Source organism: Paenibacillus sp. Y859 (assembly GCF_056786405.1).
In genome coordinates this window covers 1-20,701 of record NZ_JBXCIZ010000007.1, presented here as the reverse complement: position 1 = coordinate 20,701, position 20,701 = coordinate 1, and the positions used below count along the sequence as shown (strand labels likewise).

The window sequence follows — 20,701 nt, the reverse complement described above, 5'->3', positions numbered from 1 at the left end:
TATGCACATTAACAGCTCAAATCCGAAGGAAAAGCCCAAATAAGGTCGCTCACTTCCGTTAGAATTCCAAAAGTGACGATTTAGGCAAAATAGAGGCTGCTATTTCCGTTAGAAAATATACGTGGTTACTCTCCATGATGCCACTACAAGCGGTGCCTCCATAGAAATTTATACAACATTAAAAAGCGGGCAATCCTTCGGTTCTCCCAAAAACATATAAATTCTTATATATAAATTAAGAAGAGTACTTCACTGCTTCCAGTGCGTACTCTTCTTTGTTGTGTAACAATTAATAGCAGGTATTGTTTACCCTACGTCTTGTTGAATGCCTTTTGAAAATTGACTGTTATACAGGTCTGCATAGAAGCCATCCCGCTCCAGTAACTCTTCATGGTTACCCTTCTCAATGACACTACCATGATTCATAACTAGAATAAGATCGGCATCTTTTATCGTAGATAAACGGTGCGCGATGACGAAGCTCGTTCTACCCTTCATCATCTCATTCATCGCCTTCTGAATGTAAATCTCGGTACGCGTATCCACGCTACTCGTCGCTTCATCCAGTATAAGAATCGATGGATTGGCTAGAATGGCTCTGGCAATAGTGAGAAGCTGCTTCTGCCCTTGTGATATATTCGAAGCTTCTTCATTTAGAATCGTCTCATAACCATCTGGAAGGGTGCGAATGAAATGATCCGCATGAGCTGCCTTCGAGGCTTGAATAACATCTTCTGCTGTCGCATTCTCACGACCATAAGCAATATTTTCCCTGATCGTTCCATTAAAGAGCCAAGTATCTTGTAGCACCATGCCGAACTTACTACGCAGATCGCCGCGTTTCATGTCAGCAATATTCACACCATCGATCTTAATATCGCCGCCATTTAGCTCATAGAAGCGCATTAGAAGATTGATAAGTGTTGTCTTCCCTGCTCCGGTCGGACCTACAATAGCAATTGTCTGGCCTGGTCTGACATCAATATTCATATCCTCAATCAAGATCGAATCTTCCTTGTATCCAAACTTCACATGATTGAATTGAACAGCACCCTGTGGATATTGAATCGTCTTCGCATTCTGAAGCTCAGGTACTTCTTCTTCTTCATCCAATAACTCGAATACACGTTCAGCAGATGCTATCGTAGATTGAATGACATTAGCAATATTAGCTGTTTGCGCAATCGGCATCGAGAACTGTCTTGTGTATTGAATGAAGGCTTGAACATCCCCGATGGTAATACTCTTATTAGTAACGAATATTCCCCCAACGACACATACCAACACATAACCCAGATTACTCACTAGGCTCATTAACGGCATGATCATTCCAGATAGGAATTGTGCCTTCCAACCTGACTGATATAATTTCTCGTTAATGTCATCGAATTCCTTCATCGACTGTTCTTCGCGCCCAAAAGCTTTGACAATCTTATGTCCCGTGTACATTTCTTCCACATGTCCGTTAAGATCACCTAGTGACTTCTGTTGGCCCATGAAGTGTTTCTGTGATCTGGATGCCACACCTTTGACGACTAGTACGCTAAGCGGTAACGTTATAATCGTAATTAACGTTAGCCATGGACTAATGGTCAACATCATGATAACAACCCCAATAATCGTCACGACAGATGTAATCAGTTGCGTTAAGCTCTGTTGCAGCGTCGTACTTATATTATCGACATCATTCGTAGCCCTGCTCAGTATTTCACCATGTGTCTTAGAATCGAAATACTTGAGTGGTAAGCGAGACAGCTTACTATTAATCTGTGTCCGCATATCAAGTACAACCTTCTGTGCCACGCCAGCCATTAGATACTGCTGTGCATAGCTGAATAGCGCACTAATGATATAGAATCCAGCCAATATAAGCAATATCTGTGTAATATAATCGAAATCAATGGCCGCTCCGGGAACATCATTCATCATTCCCATAATACCTTCAAATAGTTTCGTTGTTGCTTTCCCCAGAATCTTCGGGCTCACGATACTAAATAATGTACTTAGAATAGCCATCAAAAGAATAAATATTAATATAACTTTACGTGGAGCCAAATAACGAATTAATCTCTTCAAAGACCCCTTAAAGTCTTTGGCCTTCTCACCAGGGATGACCACTCCAGGCGGTCCTCCAGGATGTCCTCCTCCAGATCTACGGGGAGGCTTATGTTCTCTCTGATTCTCACTCATGCGCTTTCCTCCTCTGACAACTGTGAGGATACAATCTCACGGTAGACATCACAAGTATCCATCAAGTCACGATGTGTACCTATTCCGACGATAGAGCCTTCATCCAATACGATAATACGATCTGCATCCATCACTGTGCTCACACGCTGTGCAACCAATAATACGGTAGCATCCATTGTAATCTCCTTGAGTGATGCACGAAGCTTGGAATCGGTCTTGAAATCAAGGGCAGAGAAACTGTCATCAAATACATAGACCTCTGGCTTACGCACCAATGCACGCGCAATGGATAGTCTTTGCTTCTGTCCTCCAGAGACATTATTGCCCCCTTGGGAAATTTTCGATTGGAATCCGTCTTTCATCTCTGCTATGAATTCTGTCGCCTGAGCTATATCAGCCGCATATTGAATTTCCGCATCAGTGGCATCTTCCTTACCATAGCGAATATTATCGGCGACGGTCCCCGTAAATAGAACTGACTTCTGTGGTACGAAACCAATCTTCTCTCGTAATTGTTCCTGGGTAAGTTCTCGAACATCGACACCATCAATCAGTACTTTACCACTCCCCACATCATAGAATCGCGGAATTAGACTAAGTAATGTTGATTTGCCCGATCCAGTTCCTCCAATGATCGCTGTAGTCTCACCCGGTCCAGCTTCAAAGGTAATGTTAGCAATCGCTGGCTGTTCGGCACCCGGATAACTAAAACTTACATCCTCGAATCTAAGGAAGCCATGTTGACTATTCGCTTGCTTGGGCTGTGCAGGATCATTGATTTCTGGAACCATATCCAATACCTCATTAATCCGTATCGCGGAAGCAGAAGCCCGTGGAACGATAACAAAGATGACCGATAGCATAATAAGGGAGAACATAATTTGCATCGCATATTGAATGAACGCCATTAAGGAACCCACCTGCATTTCACCATTGCTGATACGAATTCCACCGAACCACACGATCGCAATCGTTGCGAAGTTCATAACAAGCATCATAATCGGCATCATCGCCGCCATAATCTTATTCACTTTAATAGCTGTATCTGTTAAATCTACATTGGCATCGTTGAAGCGCTTCGTCTCATAATCCGTACGATTAAATGAACGAATAACTCGCATTCCTGTGAGATTCTCGCGTAAAACGCGATTCAACGTATCTAATTTAACCTGCATTACTTTGAATAGTGGGAGTCCCTTCAACGCTATAATCGCTATAGCACCAATTAATACAGGAATAACAACCACAATAACGAGAGAAAGCTTAGCATCTCGATTGACTGCCATGATGATCCCACCAATACACATCAGTGGTGCACTAACCATCATTCTCAGTAACATCATTAGGACCTGCTGAACTTGGTTAATATCATTGGTTGTACGTGTGATTAGCGAAGCGGTTCCGATCTTATCGAACTCCTGCAAAGAGAAGTTCTGTACATGACCGAATACTTTATTACGTAGTCGTTGGCCGAAGCCCACCGCTACACGTGAGGAGTAATAACTTGCTACAATGGAACATATCGCTCCTACCGCAGTGATCAGTAGCATGATACCACCGATTTTCCAAATGTATGGGATATCTTCGTTTATAATTCCCTTATCCACGATATCTGCCATCAAGGTAGGTAAATACAGATCAGATAGGGATTGAATAAAGATCAGTATAAGTACTAGAGCGATAGGCAGCCGATAGGGGCTCAGACCTTTAAATAATTTCAACATATATTATCATCCCCACTCTGAATCAAGTTCGTATCTTTCTGTTCATAAAACTGATAAGCCTTAATCAGAAGATCTGCCAGCTGGTTGCTGTCTTCTTCTCCTAAGTGATTGATTAATTCATTAAAAGAAGCCTCTGTTACCTCCATCGCCTTCTGAATTACTAATTCCCCTTCAACACTCAGCTTAACCCGAACAACTCTGCGATCATTCTGATCAGCAGTTCGTTCTATCCATCCTTTGGCCTTCAACGCGTTCAATGATTGGGTAATTGTCGGAGAAGTCACTCCCATCATTTCACTGATCTCAGACACCTTCAGACCCTCTGCATTGGACTTGGATGACTTCTTGACATAGAACATCAGAATCATTTCGCTACGTCTGACACCATCAATCATACGTTGTTTGAACTGCGCCTTATTGAACCTCTTCATCGCTTCGAATAACTTTTGTGCAATTAAATTTTCCATTATGAAAGGCCATACTCCCCCTTGTTGTCATAATACATAGGTTACCTATTAATTAGGCTACCTATGTATTATAATTCCATCTAAAGTGCTATGTCAAACATGACATGAGTTCTCAGATAAGAACTGGATCACTATCCTTTATTTCTATTTAGTATCAGGACTTCTCCTTGAAAATATCCTGCGTAAAATGGATCCATTCCTGTGCAGCAAAAGACTGATAGCGTTCCTTACGCCAGATCATCCCGAGCTGCCATGGAATGGTCGGATTAACAAGCGGTACAATACGAATCCGAGATTGATCTACTTCTCGACATATCGTCTCAGGCAGAAGGGCTATCCCTAGATTCGCAGCTACCATTCCACTAATTAAATCCCATTGCGAACTTTCATAAACAACATGTGGCTGGAACCCCAATCGAACACATTCTGTAATAATCCGATCATGCATCGCGAAGTCTTCCCTGAACAATACGAAAGGCTCCGATTCAAGAGCGGATAAGGATACACTCTCCCTGTCAGCTAGGGCATGTGTTGGGTGAACAAGTAGCATTAACTTCTCCTGTACAAAAGAAAACGAATGAAATAACTTGTCATCCGTTGGCAATACGGTCACACCGATATCTAGTAGCCCGCTCTCAACGTCGAGTTCTACTTTCTTGGCACCGTCTTCAAAGATTTGAATCGTTACATCGGGATATTGTTCATGGAACTGACCGATTACCTCTGGAAAGAAACTGGAACCAACCATCGGTGGCAAGCCAATCCGAATATGACCTTTCTTCAGATTTTGTAGATCCTGTAGCTCTGATGAAAGGTTCTGAAAAGATTTCACAATATGGCGTCCTTGTTCATACATAATCTTTCCCGCATCCGTTAGTTCAATCTTTTTACTTGCACGATCAAATAATACGATATGAAACTCCTCTTCCATATTCTTAATCGTCTTACTGATCGTTGGTTGAGTTATGTAAAGCGCTTCTGCTGCTTTCGTAAAACTCTTATGACGGGCTACTGCCATAAAATACTGCAATTGTCGTATATCCATGCTGTGTTGCCCTCCCTCTCACTCTATTGTATGAGCATTTGATGCCCCATCATCTGATGAATTATGAAGCTTGGCGATACTTAGCTTTATGATCTTCCATAGCTAAATGGAATGATATCCATTCCTTATATTCATTTTACCTATGAAAGAATGTGATGTAAAATTTTCATAACGAATGAAAGGAGCGGAACATGATGAGAAATATGCTAAAGGGAATCATTCAAGTCGGGGCTTTAATGGGCTTCTCCATACTGATGAATCAACTAACACAATGGCTTCAATGGAGTGTACCTGGGAGCATCTTGGGTATCTTAGTGATCTTCATTCTGTTGGAGACGCACATTATTCGCCTAGAATGGATCGACATTGGCGCTACTTGGTTGCTTGCTGAGCTACTACTATTCTTCATCCCCGCCGCAGTTGGTGTTATGAAATACATTCCGATGCTGCAAAGTAATGGCATTCAGATATTGCTTGTTGTCATCATTAGTACATTTATCGTCATGGTTAGCACCGGCCTTATGGCAAGCAGGATATCTAATAGGAAGGAGCGACGTATATCATGATAATTGGAATGCTGTATCTCATACTAACCCTCGGCGTTTATTATACGACTAAATATATGTATAAGAAGTGGTCTAAAGTGTACTTATCGCCATTATTAATAACACCCTTGGTTCTCGTTGTCTTCCTACTATCTGCGAGGATCCCTTATGAATCCTATAATATGGGTGGTCAATGGCTCAGCGATTTACTGCAACCGGCAACTGTAGCATTTGCTGTCCCTTTATATAAACATTTTAAGGTATTAAAAAAGCACGCCATCGAAATTATCGCCAGCGTACTCTTCGGATCTATCGTAGCTATGATCTCATCGGTCTATCTTGCGAAATGGATGCATCTAAGCAGCTCACTTGTGACAAGTCTTATTCCGCGATCGATTACGACACCCATTGCCATTAATGTGTCTGAAGTCATCGGTGGTGTCCCTAATATAACTGCCGTATTCGTTATTATGACAGGGCTTCTTGGAACGATCATCGGACCCTCTGTTCTAAAAATTTTCCACTTTGACAATGAGGTTGCAAGAGGTATTCTGCTTGGTACCAGTGCCCATGGAATGGGTACATCAAAAGCATTTGAGCTTAGCTCGCTCAGTGGTACTATTTCTAGTATCTCCATGATTCTCGCTGCCCTGTTCACCTTGGGAATGGCCCCCTACATGATGACCATATTACTACATTGATAACGTGGCTCACGTTCTAATATTGTATCCTTATTGGTAATCCTGTATTGGCAGATTCTAATGCAGCATAGGCGACCAATTGCGTCTTGAATGCATCAGCATAATCAGAACGGATCTGAGAGGAATCACCTGTGCGTAGTGCGTTAATAAACGTCTCACTCTCCAACACATAAGGATTCGTGGGATTATTATATTCTGTAGTAACATTCGGTGTCACCACCTTCAACCGGCTAGGATTCCAGTCTAGCAGACCTTCACCTGTGTAGAATGTAATACCCGATGAGCCTACGTTGCCTGGTAGAATACAAGTATTAGATACGTTAGCAATCACTCCATTAGCGAGCTTCAGCGTTACTGTACCAACGTCGGAAACGCCTACATTATCATGTTGCTCGTGCATCACACGGTTGCCATACATCGCATATACTTCTTCAACTTCTCCTAAACAGTACCGCAGAATATCAACAATATGTGTTGTCTGCTCTATGAATTGTCCACCTGATCCTTCCTGTTGTCTCCACCACGCCACGCCAGGCATGCCGCCCATCCATTGCCCCAAAGCCATACCCACTTTTTGTTCAGTAAGTAATTGTTTCATTTGAGCGACGGTTTCATTATAACGGTGTTGATATCCGACAGAAGTTAGTAACGACTTCTCTTCAATCTGTCTCAGTAAACGACGGGGTAATTCTGAATTAATCCCAATAGGTTTCTCCACCAAAAAGGGTACTCCCCGTTCAATTAACTTCTCTTCAATCTCCCCATGTGCCATTGGAGGAACACAAATGTACACAGCATCCAACCGCTCCGTTTCCAACATAACCGTAACATCCTCATAACCCGTTGCTCCATAGTGTATTGCCATTCGCTCTCCCTTCTCTAGGCTACTACCGCACACGGCCTGAAGCTTAATCCCTTCCATAGCGATTAGATTATCTGCATGAACTTGGGAGAACCAACCCGTTCCAATAATACCTATCCGTAATTGTTGCATAACTCCTCTTCCCTTCGAGGTAATTTAATGTATAGAGGTTGTTCAAAAAGTCGACTTTTTGAACTCGAACATATAGCGTGCAAGATTATATTAGTAGTATGCCAATCCCTCCTTCTAAATTCAAGTTTACCAGAACGGTTCTAAACCTATCCCCTCCATTCTTCAGGCAGTAACTCCTGATATTGGCGCTGCAAGAACCGATCATCCACCAGCATGAGAATGCCTGTGTCTTGTTCAGAGCGAATGAGCCTTCCGCCAGCTTGCTGTACTTTGTTCATACCTGGATATACATAAGCGTAGTCATAACCATTCTTCCCAATACGATTGAAGTAGTCTTTCATTAGATCCCGCTCCATCCCTATCTGAGGAACACCTACACCTACAACTGCAACACCATTCAATCGATCTCCTTGTAGATCAATACCTTCGGAGAAGATACCTCCTAGCACAGCAAATCCTACGAGAGTATCAGGATTATCAGATCGAAAGCTTGCTAAGAATGCCTCCCTTTCCTCTTCAGCCATCCCCGTTCCTTGCACAATCGTAGCTACATCCAAGTTCTCAGAGTGAAATTGAGCATATACATCCTGTAAATATTGATAAGACGGCAAGAAGATCAGATAATTCCCTCGACGTTCCCGAACCATCTGACTTAATAAGCTTACCAATGGCTCTTGGGTGCTCTCGCGATCCCGAAATCTTGTCGAGAGAGACTCAATTCGAACATCTAATTGTTCCCGATGGAATGGCGATGCCACGCTCAAACTGTAATCATCTTCTCCCGCCCCGAGCATATCTCTGTAATAATGCAGAGGAGACAACGTGGCAGAGAAAAATATCGTTGAGCGGAAACCTTTTCCCGCTTGAGCTAGCAAGAATGAAGGATCCATACAGAACATTCTGATGGACATCCCATTTCGGATCACTTCTGCATAAGTCACATAGCGTTCATCATATAGTTTAGAAATCCGAATCATATGTTGCGCAGCAAAATATGTATTCAACAACAGTTGACGCGATTCATCCTCTCCATGTCCGATCCCTTGAAGTTCTTGCTCAGCCTCTTGAACAAAGAGGTCTAACTTATTCATCAGGTCCTCAGGAAGCTCTTTCCACAATTTACGCTTTATCTCGCCACACTCTTTTTTTAAAGCAATGAAATATTGATTGACAGCACGAGACGTCTCATGAATACGATTGTTCTTACCTTTGTAGCCTCTTTGTAGCTCGAGAAATTCTGCCTTACCTAGCGTTGCAGAGAACATTTCCCTCCCGCGATCAACCAAATTATGAGCTTCATCCACTAGTAATACAGTCTTCTTCTTCCGTTCTTCGAATAATCGTTTCAGAGATACACGGGGATCGAAGACATAATTGTAATCACATATGACCGCATCGGCCACATAAGCAGCATCCAGCGAGAACTCAAAGGGACATAGTTGATGCTTGCGAGCATAATGCTCAATTACGGTCCTATCCATCAAGGTCTCATTCGACAGCATATCCATCATTCCTACGTTAATGCGATCGTAATAGCCATCTGCAAATGGACAGTCTTCCTTCTTGCAAGAGACCGTTTCTTGGAAACATATTTTATCCTTTGCCGTCAAGGTCACCGTTTGTAAGTTCAGTCCCTTTGACTGCATCAAGCTTAGTGCCTGTTCCGCGGCTGTGCGGGTCGTCGTTCTAGCCGTTAAGTAAAATATATGTTGCAGTAGCCCTTCTCCAATCGCCTTTACCGATGGAAACAAGGTCGATACCGTCTTCCCGATACCCGTAGGCGCCTTCACAAAGAGCTTCTGACCCTCCTTGACGGTCTGGTACACTGCACCTGCTAACTTCCGTTGCCCTTCACGGTAACAATCAAAGGGGAACGGCATAGAACGAATACTATCATCCCTCCGACGGATATGTTCCAACTTTAAAGAAGCAAAGGGGTTATAACTGGCCAAAACATCCAATACAAATGACTCCAACTCAGTAAAAGTAAGCGATTTCCTAAACTGTTTCACCTCACTCGTAACCACTTGAATATATGTTAATTGAATATTCATTTGACTAAGTCCCTGTTCTTTCGCTACCATATAAGCATAGATCTGCGCTTGAGCCCAGTGAACTGGATAGCCTTCTTCCATAAAATTTATGTCCGAAGAGGTCGACTTGATCTCATCCACCATCCAACCATCCTCCAAGAGGATTAGACCGTCACACCTTCCTTCAATCAGGTATAGAATATCCGCGTATAACATTTCTGTCTTGAGAGTTACTTCTTTCAGATCACCTTCTTCATACATTCCCTGCATTTGTTGATGTATTCTAGTTCCTTCATGGAGCGCAGCCACACCTCTGAATCCTGATTCAATGTCTCCGCTGCTATACACATATTCCACCAAAGGTCGGACGGAAATTTTCACCTGTCTGAGTTCATCATTATGCTCCAACAATAGGATCACCCGTTCTCATATTTTGTTGTATCATACCATGAATATAGTTGTGCAGTTACATCCTTTTTAGGGTCGTATAAACAAAACCCGCATATGGTAATAAAAAATTAAAATGTGTATTTATTGCTCAAAAGTGTTGTAGTGGCGCTTAAAAAGTGTATAATTTCACTATCCAATAGAGAATATAAACTATAAGAGAAGAGGTTAATATTATGACATTTTTAAGAGTTAACGAACCAACTGAGGCCGTCGCAAAGCAATATGTGAACAAGATTTTTGAATCGGTACAAAAACGCAATCCTAATGAACTGGAATTCCATCAAGCGGTTAAGGAAATATTGGAATCTTTAGTTCCCGCATTAGCTAAACAACCAAAATATATGGAGACTGGCATCTTAGAAAGACTCGTGGAGCCAGAAAGACTCATCATGTTCCGAGTACCTTGGGTAGATGATCAAGGCAAGGTTAGAGTTAACCGTGGTTATCGCGTACAGTTTAATAGCGCCATTGGACCTTACAAAGGGGGACTTCGTTTTCACCCTTCTGTCAATTCCAGCATCATTAAATTTCTAGGATTTGAACAAATATTCAAGAACTCTCTTACAGGTCAACCTATCGGTGGGGGTAAGGGTGGATCAGATTTTAATCCTAAAGAGAAATCAGATGGCGAGATCATGAGATTTACACAAAGCTTCATGACGGAACTTTATAAATATATCGGTCCAGATACCGATGTTCCTGCTGGGGATATCGGAGTTGGAGCCAGAGAAATCGGTTATATGTTCGGGCAATACAAGAGAATCCACGGTGGCAATCAAGCAGGTGTTCTTACAGGTAAAGGAATTCATTACGGTGGTAGCTTAGCACGCCCAGAAGCAACTGGCTATGGTACTGTGTATTTCGTAAATGAGATGCTGCAAGCCCAAGATCAAACACTAGAAGGTAGTACGGTTGTCGTATCTGGTTCAGGTAATGTAGCGATCTACGCGATTGAGAAAGCGACTCAGTTCGGAGCAAAGGTTGTTGCATGTAGTGATTCTAATGGATATGTCTATGACCCTGATGGTATCCAATACGAAACCGTTCAAAGACTGAAGGAAGTAGAAAGAAAACGTATCAGTGAATACGTCAAGGAACATCCTAATGCTACTTACCATCCCGGTTGCGAAGGTATTTGGTCCCTTCCATGTGATATTGCCCTCCCTTGTGCTACACAGAATGAGATTGATGAGGATGCAGCTAGATTGCTTGTGAAGAATGGCGTCAAGGCCGTTGCTGAAGGTGCTAACATGCCATCCACATTGGCAGCTATCGATGTATTCCTTGAGAATGGTGTTCTCTTCGGTCCTGCAAAGGCAGCTAATGCTGGTGGCGTAGCCGTCTCTTCACTGGAAATGTCCCAAAACAGTATGAGATTAGCTTGGACCTTTGAAGAAGTCGATGCGAAGCTTCACGAAATTATGATTAATATTCATAAGAGATGCGCTGAAGCTGCTGATACCAATGGATATCCCGGAAACCTAGTGGTTGGTGCGAATATTGCCGGATTCACTAAAGTCGCTGATGCTATGTTGGATCAAGGCATCATTTAATGACCGATACAATAAATGTATAGAGTGCAACTTATACTTTCTTACATTTTCAAATAATGCATCCCATCATCAGCGAGTAGCTGGTGTACGGGATGCATTTTTGACATCTATCTTATCAGGGAGCATAATAATATAGAGTTTCTTTATTAGGTGATTTGTAATTATATACTACATTTGGTTATTTATTTTTTGGAAGGAAGTTATTTATATGTCTTGGTCAGCATTATCCAAAGGTCTTCTAAAGAAACCTTTCGTACTATTCTCTATTATTTTATTGCTGAAAGGTTATTTAACATGGGCTGTAACCTTTAGCGATCCACTTCCGTGGAAGCTACTTCTCACCGAGCTCCCATTCATTTGGATCTTATTCAGTCTGGTCGAATGGTTCGCTAGCAAACGTAAATTCACCTATTATATGATTATCAATTTAGTTGTCACTGCCATATACTTTGCGGTCATCATGTATTATAAATATTATGGTGTCATTGTGACTTATCATGCGCTGGAACAGGTCAATCAAGTCACTGCAGTAAGTAACAGTGTCTTCTCACTGCTTGCGCCTTATTATTTGTTTATCTTTACTGATATTATTCTTTTTTTTCTATTATCTTTTCGCAACAAGAAGTTCAAAACCTGGAAGTTGCACATTTCAATCAAGCGGAGAAATAAAGTTGTCTCGATACTATTTGTTGTATCGTTAGTAGTATGTCTGTTCAACGTTCTCCCCAATCGTGCGAGTATGAATGAAATTACCCAAGCTCAAGAGATGGGGATTCTTAGTTATGAAGCCTATACAATTCTTGCAAAAGATAATACCGAATGGATTCCAAATAGCGACATCTCCCAAGGGGTCATTGATCAGTTAAAAGGAACTAGTATACCTGCAACTCCTGCATACTGGCAGACGGCTCAAGGAAAGAATGTCATTATTATTCAAATGGAGTCTTTCCAGAACTTCCTGATGAACCTAACCATTGATGGACAGGAAATCACACCGAATATGAATAAACTTGCCCAAGATAGCCTTTACTTCCCTAACTTTTACCAACAGGTAGGGCAAGGCAATACTTCTGATGCCGAGTTTGTTGTGAATACGTCCTTCTATATTCCACCAAAAGGGGCTGCCTCACAGGTCTATTCCAACAAGTCATTACCGAGCCTCCCTAAGCTTTTGAAGGAGCTCGGATACCAAAGCGCAACATTCCACACGAATAATGTAGAGTTCTGGAATCGTAAAGAACTATATGCTGCACTTGGGTTCGATCATTATTATGCCCAACCTTTCTTCGAGGATGAGGATGTTATTTTCTTCGGATCTTCAGATGAAGTTCTATACACCAAAACGGCAGGAAAACTTCAAGAAATGGATGAATCGCCAGATCCTTTCTACGCTCAAATCATTTCAATGACGGCACATCATCCATTCACGATCCCAGAAGACAAGTACCAAATGACATTACCGGAACGCTATGAGGGTACGTTCGTTGGTGATTATATTCGTTCACAGAATTACGCAGATTATGCACTTGGCTTGTTCATCGAGGATCTAAAGAAGAATGGTGTATGGGATAACAGCTTAATCGTGACTTACGGAGACCATATGGGCCTACCTTTGTATTCCCTAGATCGCCGCGATAAAGAACTAATGCAAGAAATCTATGAGCACGAGTATAGTTATGCAGATATGATGAATATTCCACTCATTATTAGCGGTAATGACATCGTATCACCTGCCGTTCTAACGCCATTGGGTGGACAAATAGACGTGTTGCCTACGATCGCCAATCTGGTTGGGGCACCACTTGACCATCAGATTCACTTCGGACAGGATTTATTGAACCACGATTATAATTTATTACCTGAAAGATACTACCTCCCTAGTGGTTCTTTCATGAGTGACAAAGCCTTGTTCCTGCCAGGTAACGGATATGAGGATGGAACCCACTATCCATTCGTTGGAGAGAACGGGAACTCCAAGGGGGCAACGGAAGCCGAATACGAACGAGCATTGAAGCTTCTACACCTATCAGATAGCTATGTAAGCCAGCTACCCGATCGACAACCGGAATAACCGAGTACCACCAGTACAAATTTCAGAGGATGTCTTGCAGCTATGAATATGGTTGTAAGATATCCTCTTTTTGTTATACGTCTCAATTAACATTTAACTTGTTATTATAACAAAATGATAACTTAATAATAACTAAACGCTTCCATTTTCAATAGATATAAGCTTGAAGGATATAATTTATTTACATTATTCAAGATTATGTCTTGATATTTAGGACAAATAGGATTATAAATAAGATAGCAAATAAATATAACACAACACTAACAAATTCGGATTCTTGTTAGCTTAAAAAGGAGATTACACGATGAAGACTCTTAGGTTAACTGGAATTTGGAAACTTCAAGATAATCATGAACTTATCCCTCAGGAGGTTCAAGTCCCAGGGTCCGTTTATAATGATCTACTTCAAGCAGAAATTATTGAAGACCCTTACTATCGTGACAACGAAAAGAATGCTAAAGATATCATGAACCGAGAGTATCGATATTCTCGCAACTTTGACGTATCAGATGATCTATTCCAAAGTGATCGCTTAGAATTAGTATGTGAAGGGCTCGACACATTAGCTACCATTCATATCAATGGGCATTTCATTGCCGATACCGATAATATGCACCGTACTTATGTGCTCAACATTAAGCCTTTCATCCAACTCGGGACAAATGAAATTTCTATTCTGTTCCATAATACGTTAGATTATATCGCTGAGAAACAAGAGGCATCTCATCTATGGGGCGTAGACACAACGATGGATGGCTTCCCCCATATTCGTAAAGCACATTCCAGCTACGGATGGGATTGGGGACCACAATTGCCGGATGCCGGGATTTGGCGTGATATTTATTTGAAGGCATATAATACTGCTCGGATTCAGGATGTCTACATAACCCAGCACCATACGAAGGAGCAAGTCGAACTTGAGCTACGTCTTGAGTTAGAGTCATGGAATACGCAACATTTAAATTTAGATATATGTGTAACGAATCCTGATGGAGAAACGATTACAGCACGGAATCAAGCTCAGAATGGTATCCAAACATTGACGATGATGATTGATCAACCACAACTATGGTGGCCTAATGGCTATGGCGCACAACCTCTCTATAAGGTAGTCATTGGACTTTTTGACGGAGACCTTCTAGTCGATCAGCAAGATTACACCATCGGTCTGCGGACCATTCGCGTCAGACAAGAGCCAGATGCCTGGGGTGAATCATTCGAATTCGAGATTAACGGCATATCTATATTTGCAATGGGTGCAAATTATATTCCTGAAGATAATCTATTACCTAGAACCTCTACTGCTAAGACGGAGATTCTAATTCGCGACTGTATCGAAGCGAACTTTAACTGTATTCGCATCTGGGGTGGCGGTATTTATCCGGATCAGGGTTTCTATGATCTGTGTGACCGTTATGGACTCATCGTTTGGCAGGACTTCATGTTCGCTTGTGCTGTATACGACCTGACAGATGCATTCGCTGCCAACATCAAACAAGAAGCTATCGATAATATTCAGCGCTTACGGCACCACGCTTCTCTAGGAATATGGTGTGGCAATAACGAGATTGAATCTGCCATCGTCGATTGGGGATTTCCTAAGACGGAGAAGATGAAGGAAGATTATATTAAACAATTCGAAGTTCTCCTTGCAGATGTGGCTGCAGAGTACGATCCCAACACATTCTACTGGGCTTCTTCCCCATCATCCGGCGGTAGCTTTGATCATCCAAGCGATCCGAACCGCGGTGATGCTCATTACTGGGAAGTATGGCATGGTCTAAAACCCTTTACAGAATATCGCTCTTTCCACTTTCGATTCTGTTCTGAGTTTGGATTCCAATCATTTCCAAGTGTGAAAACGATTGAGAGCTTTACTGAGCCAGAGGATCGTAATATTTTCTCCTATGTTATGGAACGTCATCAGAAAAATGATGGAGCGAACGGAAAGATCATGTACTACTTATCTCAGAACTTCAAATATCCTAAGGACTTCTCTTCCCTTGTCTACGCTTCCCAGATATTACAGGCAGAAGCGATGAAATATGGTGTAGAGCATTGGAGACGCAATCGAGGGCGCTGTATGGGAGCGATTTACTGGCAGCTGAATGACTGTTGGCCAGTTGCCTCATGGTCGAGTATCGATTACTACGGTCGCTGGAAGGCACTTCATTATTTCGCTAAACGATTCTACTCACCTATTCTTCTCTCTGCTTGCGAAGAAGGTAAGAACGTAGCCTTACACGTATCCAATGAAACGATGAACTCCTTCGATGGCACCGTATCTTGGAAACTTCGTAGCACGTCATCACATCTTAACCATCAAGGCCGACAATCAGTTGAAGCGAGTTCACTTAGCTCTACCTCTGTCGTTGAACTTGATTTCACATCACAGCTAACCGACGATGAGATGCGCTCTGCTTATTTAGAGTATCGTTTAGAAAATGTGGCTGGAGATGTGGTAAGTGAAGGCGTTCTACTATTCGCTGCCGCTAAGCATTTCCAATTGAATCCAACTATGATAGCTGCCGAATGGTCGGAACAAGAGGAAACCTTTGAACTGAAATTAACGTCACAGGAACTTGCCAAATACGTGGAGCTAGAATTTGCGAACTTGGATGTCAAATGGAGCGATAATTACTTCGACTTATGTCCTGATCAGGTGAAGACTGTCATCCTACGTAAAGATACATTGTCTTCCTCTGTTACGTTTGAGTCGCTTCAATCCGCACTTCAAATTCGTAGTGCGGTAGATATGGCGGACTAAAGTAACACTAACTAGCGTATTAGTAACGAACTACTAGAAAGAAACGGTCTGGCTGTCCTTTGAAGGGCAGCGGCCGTCTCTACATAGATATAAGGATTAGAGCATCAAGCGCAACTCTTACTATTTTAAATTTCAAATAATGTGTAGGTGGGACTCTGATGAATATTAATAACCAAGTTACAACATGGAAGTCTGATATAGAGCGAGAATTGAAAGATAACATCCTAGAATTCTGGATGAAGTATTCCTTGGATGAAGAACACGGAGGCTTCCTCGGTGAGATTACACCAGATCTACAAGTAATTGTAGGAGCGGAGAAGAGTCTCGTTCTGAACACTCGGATTCTCTGGACTTTCTCGGCTGCATATCGGATCTTTAAGAATAGCAAATACTTGAGTATGGCAGAGCGCGCTTATCAATATATTTGCGACCACTTCGTAGATAAGGAATATGACGGACTGTTCTGGATGCTTAACGCCGACGGTAGCCCTTCAGAAGACAAGAAGCAGGTCTATGGTCAGGCTTTTGCGATCTATGCCCTAGCCGAATATCACCGAGCTACTGGACATCAGGAATCTTTGGCAAATGCCATTCAATTGTTTCATATTGTTGAGAAACATAGTTATGACCCTATTCATCAAGGCTACTTCGAAGCCCTTTCTCGCAACTGGACCGTCACCGATGACTTAAGTCTAAGTGATAAAGATCTGAACGAGAAAAAATCGATGAATACCCATCTACATGTTATGGAGGCTTATACCAATTTATTCCGCATATGGCCATCCCCCATTCTTCGTGATCAGCTTCATGAATTAATTGAAGTGACACTTGATCGTATCGTTAATCCCGCTACGAATCACTTCCATCTATTCTTCGATGAGGAATGGCATGTGAAATCCGATCATATCTCGTATGGTCATGATATTGAAGGCAGTTGGTTGCTATTAGAAGCAGCCGAAGTTCTAGGAGATGCCGTTCTTCTGAAACGCACGAAGAAGGTAGCCATTGCGATGGCCGAAGTCACCTATGCCGAAGGTATAGATCCCGATGGTGGTATTCTGAATGAATCTTCTGCTGGAGAGTTTATAGACACCAATAAAGATTGGTGGCCACAGGCAGAGGCAATGGTCGGATTCTATAATGCTTTTCAAATGACGGGTGATACGAAGTTCGAGCAAGCCGCCCTCCACTCTTGGTCTTTCATTCAGGAATATATCGTTGACCACGAGCATGGTGAATGGTTCTGGAGTGTCAATCGCGAAGGCGTTCCCAACCTAGAGCAATCCAAGGTTAGCGCTTGGAAATGCCCTTATCATAATGGGAGAGCTTGTATGGAGATGTTAGAGCGATTGAAGTAGTCGCGTAAAGAATGGTGTAGGATGACCGCTACGGTGGCGGATTGTCCTTACGATCGCTGTTGCCCTCAGATTTCTTGATTGTATACCACCTAAAGCGGTTGAAATCCGAGGGCAAAGCATATGCTTCCGAAGTAGCTTTCCTGCGGAAAGCTTGTAGGCGAGCGCTAACGCTTCTTCAGGACAATTCCGACACCTTCGCTACTTCGAACAACATCCATTGTTTACTACGAGCAAATACTGATTATAGTAATGCTCAAAAACTTAAGTACATGCTTCCGATGCTAGCTTTCTCGAAGTATATCAGGAAGTATCGCTCGAAAACTTTTAGGAGGTTAACAATCTATGGATTCGTTATTTAATACACGCAAACAACAACTTACAGGGCGCTATGATGCATTAATCAACCGCAAGAATGAGAAGGTTCCCTTGGGGAATGGGATATATGATCGATATCAGCACCCTGTGCTGACGGCAGATCATTCCCCGTTAATATGGAAATATGATTTCAATCCTGAGACCAATCCATATTTCATGGAACGCCTCGGTATTAATGGTGTGTTCAACTCAGGTGCTATTCATCTCAATGGGAAGTTCTATTTAGTCGCACGTGTTGAAGGTGTGGATCGTAAGTCGTTCTTCGCTGTAGCTGAGAGTGATAACGGAGTTGATGGCTTCCGCTTCTGGGATCACCCTGTTGTTCTGCCTGAGACAGAGGTTCCAGATATCAATGTCTATGACATGCGCCTTGTACAGCACGAAGACGGTTGGATCTACGGGTTGTTCTGCACAGAACGCAAAGATCCGGATGCACCGAGAGGCGACCTATCCAGTGCAACTGCTCAATGTGGAATTGCACGTACGAAGGATCTCATCACCTGGGAACGTTTAGCCGATCTCAAGACACCTTCTGCTCAACAGCGCAATGTTGTTGTTCATCCTGAATTTGTTGAAGGTAAATATGCCTTCTATACTCGCCCACAAGATGGCTTTATTGACACTGGATCAGGTGGCGGGATCGGCTTCGGATTGTCAGCTTCCATCGAGAATGCTGTCATTGAGGAAGAGATTATTATCGACGAAAGATACTATCATACGATTAAGGAAGTCAAGAATGGTCAAGGCCCTGCTCCAATTAAGACCGACAAGGGCTGGTTGCATATCGCTCATGGCGTAAGGAATACAGCGGCTGGCCTCCGTTATGTGCTCTACGTCTTCTTGTCTGATCTAGCTAAGCCACAAGTGGTTACCCATCGTCCAGGAGGCCATTTCATTGCCCCTGATGGTGAGGAGCGTGTCGGTGACGTATCCAACGTTGTATTCTCCAACGGCGTTATCGCTCTGGATAATGGCGAAGTGTACATCTACTATGCTTCCTCCGATACAAGACTTCATGTCGCTACAACGACGGTGGATCAATTGCTAGACTACGTCATCAACACGCCCGAGGATCCTTACCGTTCTTACGCTTGCGTTCAGCAACGTATTGAATTGGTGAATCGTAATTTGAAAGTATAAGACCTTAAGTATATAGTGATGAAAAAGAGTCGACAGCTTCCCGGTACGAACGGAGAAGACGTCGACTCTTTATTATTCGATAGGCTTGTCAGAGCACCGGAAGGCATACCTCCAATGAACAATCGGCCTTTTCTTGTCCTAATTCGTTATGTGTATGTCCTATACTTTGGAGGATATTGAATTGCTCAAGGCGAATGTATACTCAGAATGTCACTATTTCATGCTAAACGCTATTTAATATCTACTGCCACTATCGATCCAATGTCTATTAGATCAAGCGACTTCAGCCTTAGAACACGAACATCAGCTTCGTCTATCACCTTACGGAGGAGGATTAAAGCGAATTCGCCTATCCCGCTGTATGAGTGGGATAGGCGAGTTCGTGGATTAGGAGTTATCCGAAAACCTCGGTATTTAAAATCTATAAGAAAATTAAAATTATCTTGTTTGGTATCTTGTTTGGTAATGTAACTGAGGTATTACAATACTAGCTTTTTTAACAACTTATGAATTCTTCACATAAAATCAAATAATAAATTATTACAAATACTGAATGTGAATAGATTTAATCAAAAAAATAGTTGAAGTAGCACCAAAAAAGATTGATAAATAAGGAGCTGATTATTATGAATACTTGGATAAATAAGTATCATGATTGGAAAAAGAGACATCCACAATTGGTTATCTATTATCTGGTAACTTTTGTTGCCCTTTTACTTTTATTACTATTTAACTCTTCTGTTAAAGTAGGAGAAGTTATTGGAAATATTATTTGGGGGTGATTAATAATCAAAGAAGATTCACCCTAATAAAAACCACAATCAACCTATTAAGAACTGAAGAACTCCGGGAAAACTATTAATTATTTGGCTTTAAAATTATTATCCAATTGATTTATAGGCAGATGTTAAAGGGCTATGAGATTTTTGAAGGAAGACGAGGTCATCGGATAACACAGCATTCCTACATCGTCGCCTTTGCTCCTCGGTCGCCAAGTTGAATTTCGGAGGAGTTAATTCAGGCGACACATTCAACCAGCTAAGTCTGACGACCCGTTCCCTTCAGTCACTTAAGCTGCTTGAACGTCAGGAATGCCAAACGTTATCGGAAAGCCCTGTGAATCATATGAATAACAAAATCAATCAAAGAAACAGTAGAGGAGGAAATTGATGGAAGAGAATAAAATACAAGCAGTGTTTATCGATCGGGATGGAACAATTGGAGGAACCGATGAAGTACTTTATCCGGGTTCATTTGAATTGTTTAAGTATACTCATGAAGCTTTAAA

Annotated in this window: 14 protein-coding genes; 8 read left to right on the top strand and 6 right to left on the bottom strand. The window is 42.1% G+C overall.

Going from position 1 to position 20,701, the window contains the following annotated elements; genetic code table 11:
* Positions 1-306: 306 nt before the first annotated feature.
* The 4 genes from AC1TO8_RS15295 to cidR form a co-directional block, all read right to left on the bottom strand.
* Positions 307-2,190: an ABC transporter ATP-binding protein gene (locus tag AC1TO8_RS15295; protein ID WP_482056493.1), complete on the bottom strand. Its 1,884-nt coding sequence runs from the start codon at positions 2,188-2,190 to the stop codon at positions 307-309.
* Positions 2,187-3,914, bottom strand: a complete 1,728-nt coding sequence (locus AC1TO8_RS15290; RefSeq protein WP_482056492.1) for an ABC transporter ATP-binding protein — start codon at positions 3,912-3,914, stop codon at positions 2,187-2,189. Before AC1TO8_RS15290 ends, AC1TO8_RS15295 begins: the two co-directional genes overlap by 4 nt.
* Positions 3,908-4,381, bottom strand: a complete 474-nt coding sequence (locus AC1TO8_RS15285) for a MarR family winged helix-turn-helix transcriptional regulator (protein WP_482056491.1) — start codon at positions 4,379-4,381, stop codon at positions 3,908-3,910. The genes AC1TO8_RS15290 and AC1TO8_RS15285 overlap by 7 nt, the downstream gene beginning before the upstream one ends.
* 154 nt (positions 4,382-4,535) lie before the next feature.
* Positions 4,536-5,426 carry a cidABC operon transcriptional activator CidR gene (cidR, locus tag AC1TO8_RS15280; RefSeq protein WP_482056490.1) on the bottom strand — a complete coding sequence of 297 codons (891 nt, stop codon included), beginning with the start codon at positions 5,424-5,426 and terminating at the stop codon, positions 4,536-4,538.
* A gap of 194 nt (positions 5,427-5,620) precedes the next feature.
* On the opposite strand from cidR, the gene AC1TO8_RS15275 reads away from it, so the two are divergent.
* Both AC1TO8_RS15275 and AC1TO8_RS15270 read left to right on the top strand, forming a co-directional pair.
* Entirely contained in the window at positions 5,621-5,992 is a 372-nt protein-coding gene (locus tag AC1TO8_RS15275) for a CidA/LrgA family protein (protein ID WP_482056654.1), read from the top strand.
* A complete protein-coding gene (locus AC1TO8_RS15270) occupies positions 5,989-6,672 on the top strand; it encodes a CidB/LrgB family autolysis modulator (protein ID WP_482056489.1) in 684 nt (227 codons plus the stop codon). The genes AC1TO8_RS15275 and AC1TO8_RS15270 overlap by 4 nt, the downstream gene beginning before the upstream one ends.
* 16 nt (positions 6,673-6,688) lie before the next feature.
* Here AC1TO8_RS15270 and AC1TO8_RS15265 read toward each other — a convergent pair whose 3' ends face one another.
* Together AC1TO8_RS15265 and AC1TO8_RS15260 are read right to left on the bottom strand one after the other, a co-directional pair.
* Entirely contained in the window at positions 6,689-7,666 is a 978-nt protein-coding gene (locus AC1TO8_RS15265; RefSeq protein WP_482056488.1) for a Gfo/Idh/MocA family protein, read from the bottom strand.
* Between the two features lie 146 nt (positions 7,667-7,812).
* Positions 7,813-10,110, bottom strand: coding sequence for an ATP-dependent DNA helicase (locus AC1TO8_RS15260; RefSeq protein WP_482056487.1), 2,298 nt, complete (start codon positions 10,108-10,110; stop codon positions 7,813-7,815).
* 212 nt (positions 10,111-10,322) lie between these two features.
* Here AC1TO8_RS15260 and gdhA point away from each other — a divergent pair, with 212 nt between their 5' ends.
* The 6 genes from gdhA to AC1TO8_RS15230 all read left to right on the top strand — a co-directional run bounded on the left by gdhA (position 10,323) and on the right by AC1TO8_RS15230 (position 20,195).
* A complete protein-coding gene (gdhA, locus tag AC1TO8_RS15255) occupies positions 10,323-11,702 on the top strand; it encodes an NADP-specific glutamate dehydrogenase (RefSeq protein ID WP_482056486.1) in 1,380 nt (459 codons plus the stop codon).
* 208 nt (positions 11,703-11,910) lie between these two features.
* Positions 11,911-13,773 (top strand): LTA synthase family protein, encoded by a 1,863-nt coding sequence (locus AC1TO8_RS15250; protein ID WP_482056485.1) that lies wholly within the window; start codon positions 11,911-11,913, stop codon positions 13,771-13,773.
* A gap of 304 nt (positions 13,774-14,077) precedes the next feature.
* Positions 14,078-16,540 carry a beta-mannosidase gene (locus tag AC1TO8_RS15245; protein ID WP_482056484.1) on the top strand — a complete coding sequence of 821 codons (2,463 nt, stop codon included), beginning with the start codon at positions 14,078-14,080 and terminating at the stop codon, positions 16,538-16,540.
* Positions 16,541-16,698: 158 nt separating this feature from the next.
* Complete coding sequence (locus AC1TO8_RS15240) at positions 16,699-17,898, top strand: AGE family epimerase/isomerase (RefSeq protein WP_482056483.1); 1,200 nt, start codon at positions 16,699-16,701, stop codon at positions 17,896-17,898.
* Positions 17,899-18,240: 342 nt separating this feature from the next.
* A complete protein-coding gene (locus AC1TO8_RS15235) occupies positions 18,241-19,413 on the top strand; it encodes a glycoside hydrolase family 130 protein (RefSeq protein WP_482056482.1) in 1,173 nt (390 codons plus the stop codon).
* 626 nt (positions 19,414-20,039) lie between these two features.
* Positions 20,040-20,195 (top strand): hypothetical protein, encoded by a 156-nt coding sequence (locus tag AC1TO8_RS15230; RefSeq protein ID WP_482056481.1) that lies wholly within the window; start codon positions 20,040-20,042, stop codon positions 20,193-20,195.
* Positions 20,196-20,701 lie beyond the last annotated feature (506 nt).

Excerpts from the sequence above, each read along its gene's own strand:
- AC1TO8_RS15285 (WP_482056491.1), bottom strand. The coding sequence starts at position 4,381 with ATGGAAAATTTAATTGCACAAAAGTTATTCGAAGCGATGAAGAGGTTC.
- AC1TO8_RS15230 (WP_482056481.1), top strand. The coding sequence starts at position 20,040 with ATGAATACTTGGATAAATAAGTATCATGATTGGAAAAAGAGACATCCA.
- AC1TO8_RS15245 (WP_482056484.1), top strand. The coding sequence starts at position 14,078 with ATGAAGACTCTTAGGTTAACTGGAATTTGGAAACTTCAAGATAATCAT.
- AC1TO8_RS15240 (WP_482056483.1), top strand. The coding sequence starts at position 16,699 with ATGAATATTAATAACCAAGTTACAACATGGAAGTCTGATATAGAGCGA.
- AC1TO8_RS15270 (WP_482056489.1), top strand. The coding sequence starts at position 5,989 with ATGATAATTGGAATGCTGTATCTCATACTAACCCTCGGCGTTTATTAT.
- AC1TO8_RS15295 (WP_482056493.1), bottom strand. The coding sequence starts at position 2,190 with ATGAGTGAGAATCAGAGAGAACATAAGCCTCCCCGTAGATCTGGAGGA.
- AC1TO8_RS15265 (WP_482056488.1), bottom strand. The coding sequence starts at position 7,666 with ATGCAACAATTACGGATAGGTATTATTGGAACGGGTTGGTTCTCCCAA.
- AC1TO8_RS15250 (WP_482056485.1), top strand. The coding sequence starts at position 11,911 with ATGTCTTGGTCAGCATTATCCAAAGGTCTTCTAAAGAAACCTTTCGTA.
- AC1TO8_RS15275 (WP_482056654.1), top strand. The coding sequence starts at position 5,621 with ATGAGAAATATGCTAAAGGGAATCATTCAAGTCGGGGCTTTAATGGGC.
- AC1TO8_RS15235 (WP_482056482.1), top strand. The coding sequence starts at position 18,241 with ATGGATTCGTTATTTAATACACGCAAACAACAACTTACAGGGCGCTAT.
- cidR (WP_482056490.1), bottom strand. The coding sequence starts at position 5,426 with ATGGATATACGACAATTGCAGTATTTTATGGCAGTAGCCCGTCATAAG.
- gdhA (WP_482056486.1), top strand. The coding sequence starts at position 10,323 with ATGACATTTTTAAGAGTTAACGAACCAACTGAGGCCGTCGCAAAGCAA.
- AC1TO8_RS15290 (WP_482056492.1), bottom strand. The coding sequence starts at position 3,914 with ATGTTGAAATTATTTAAAGGTCTGAGCCCCTATCGGCTGCCTATCGCT.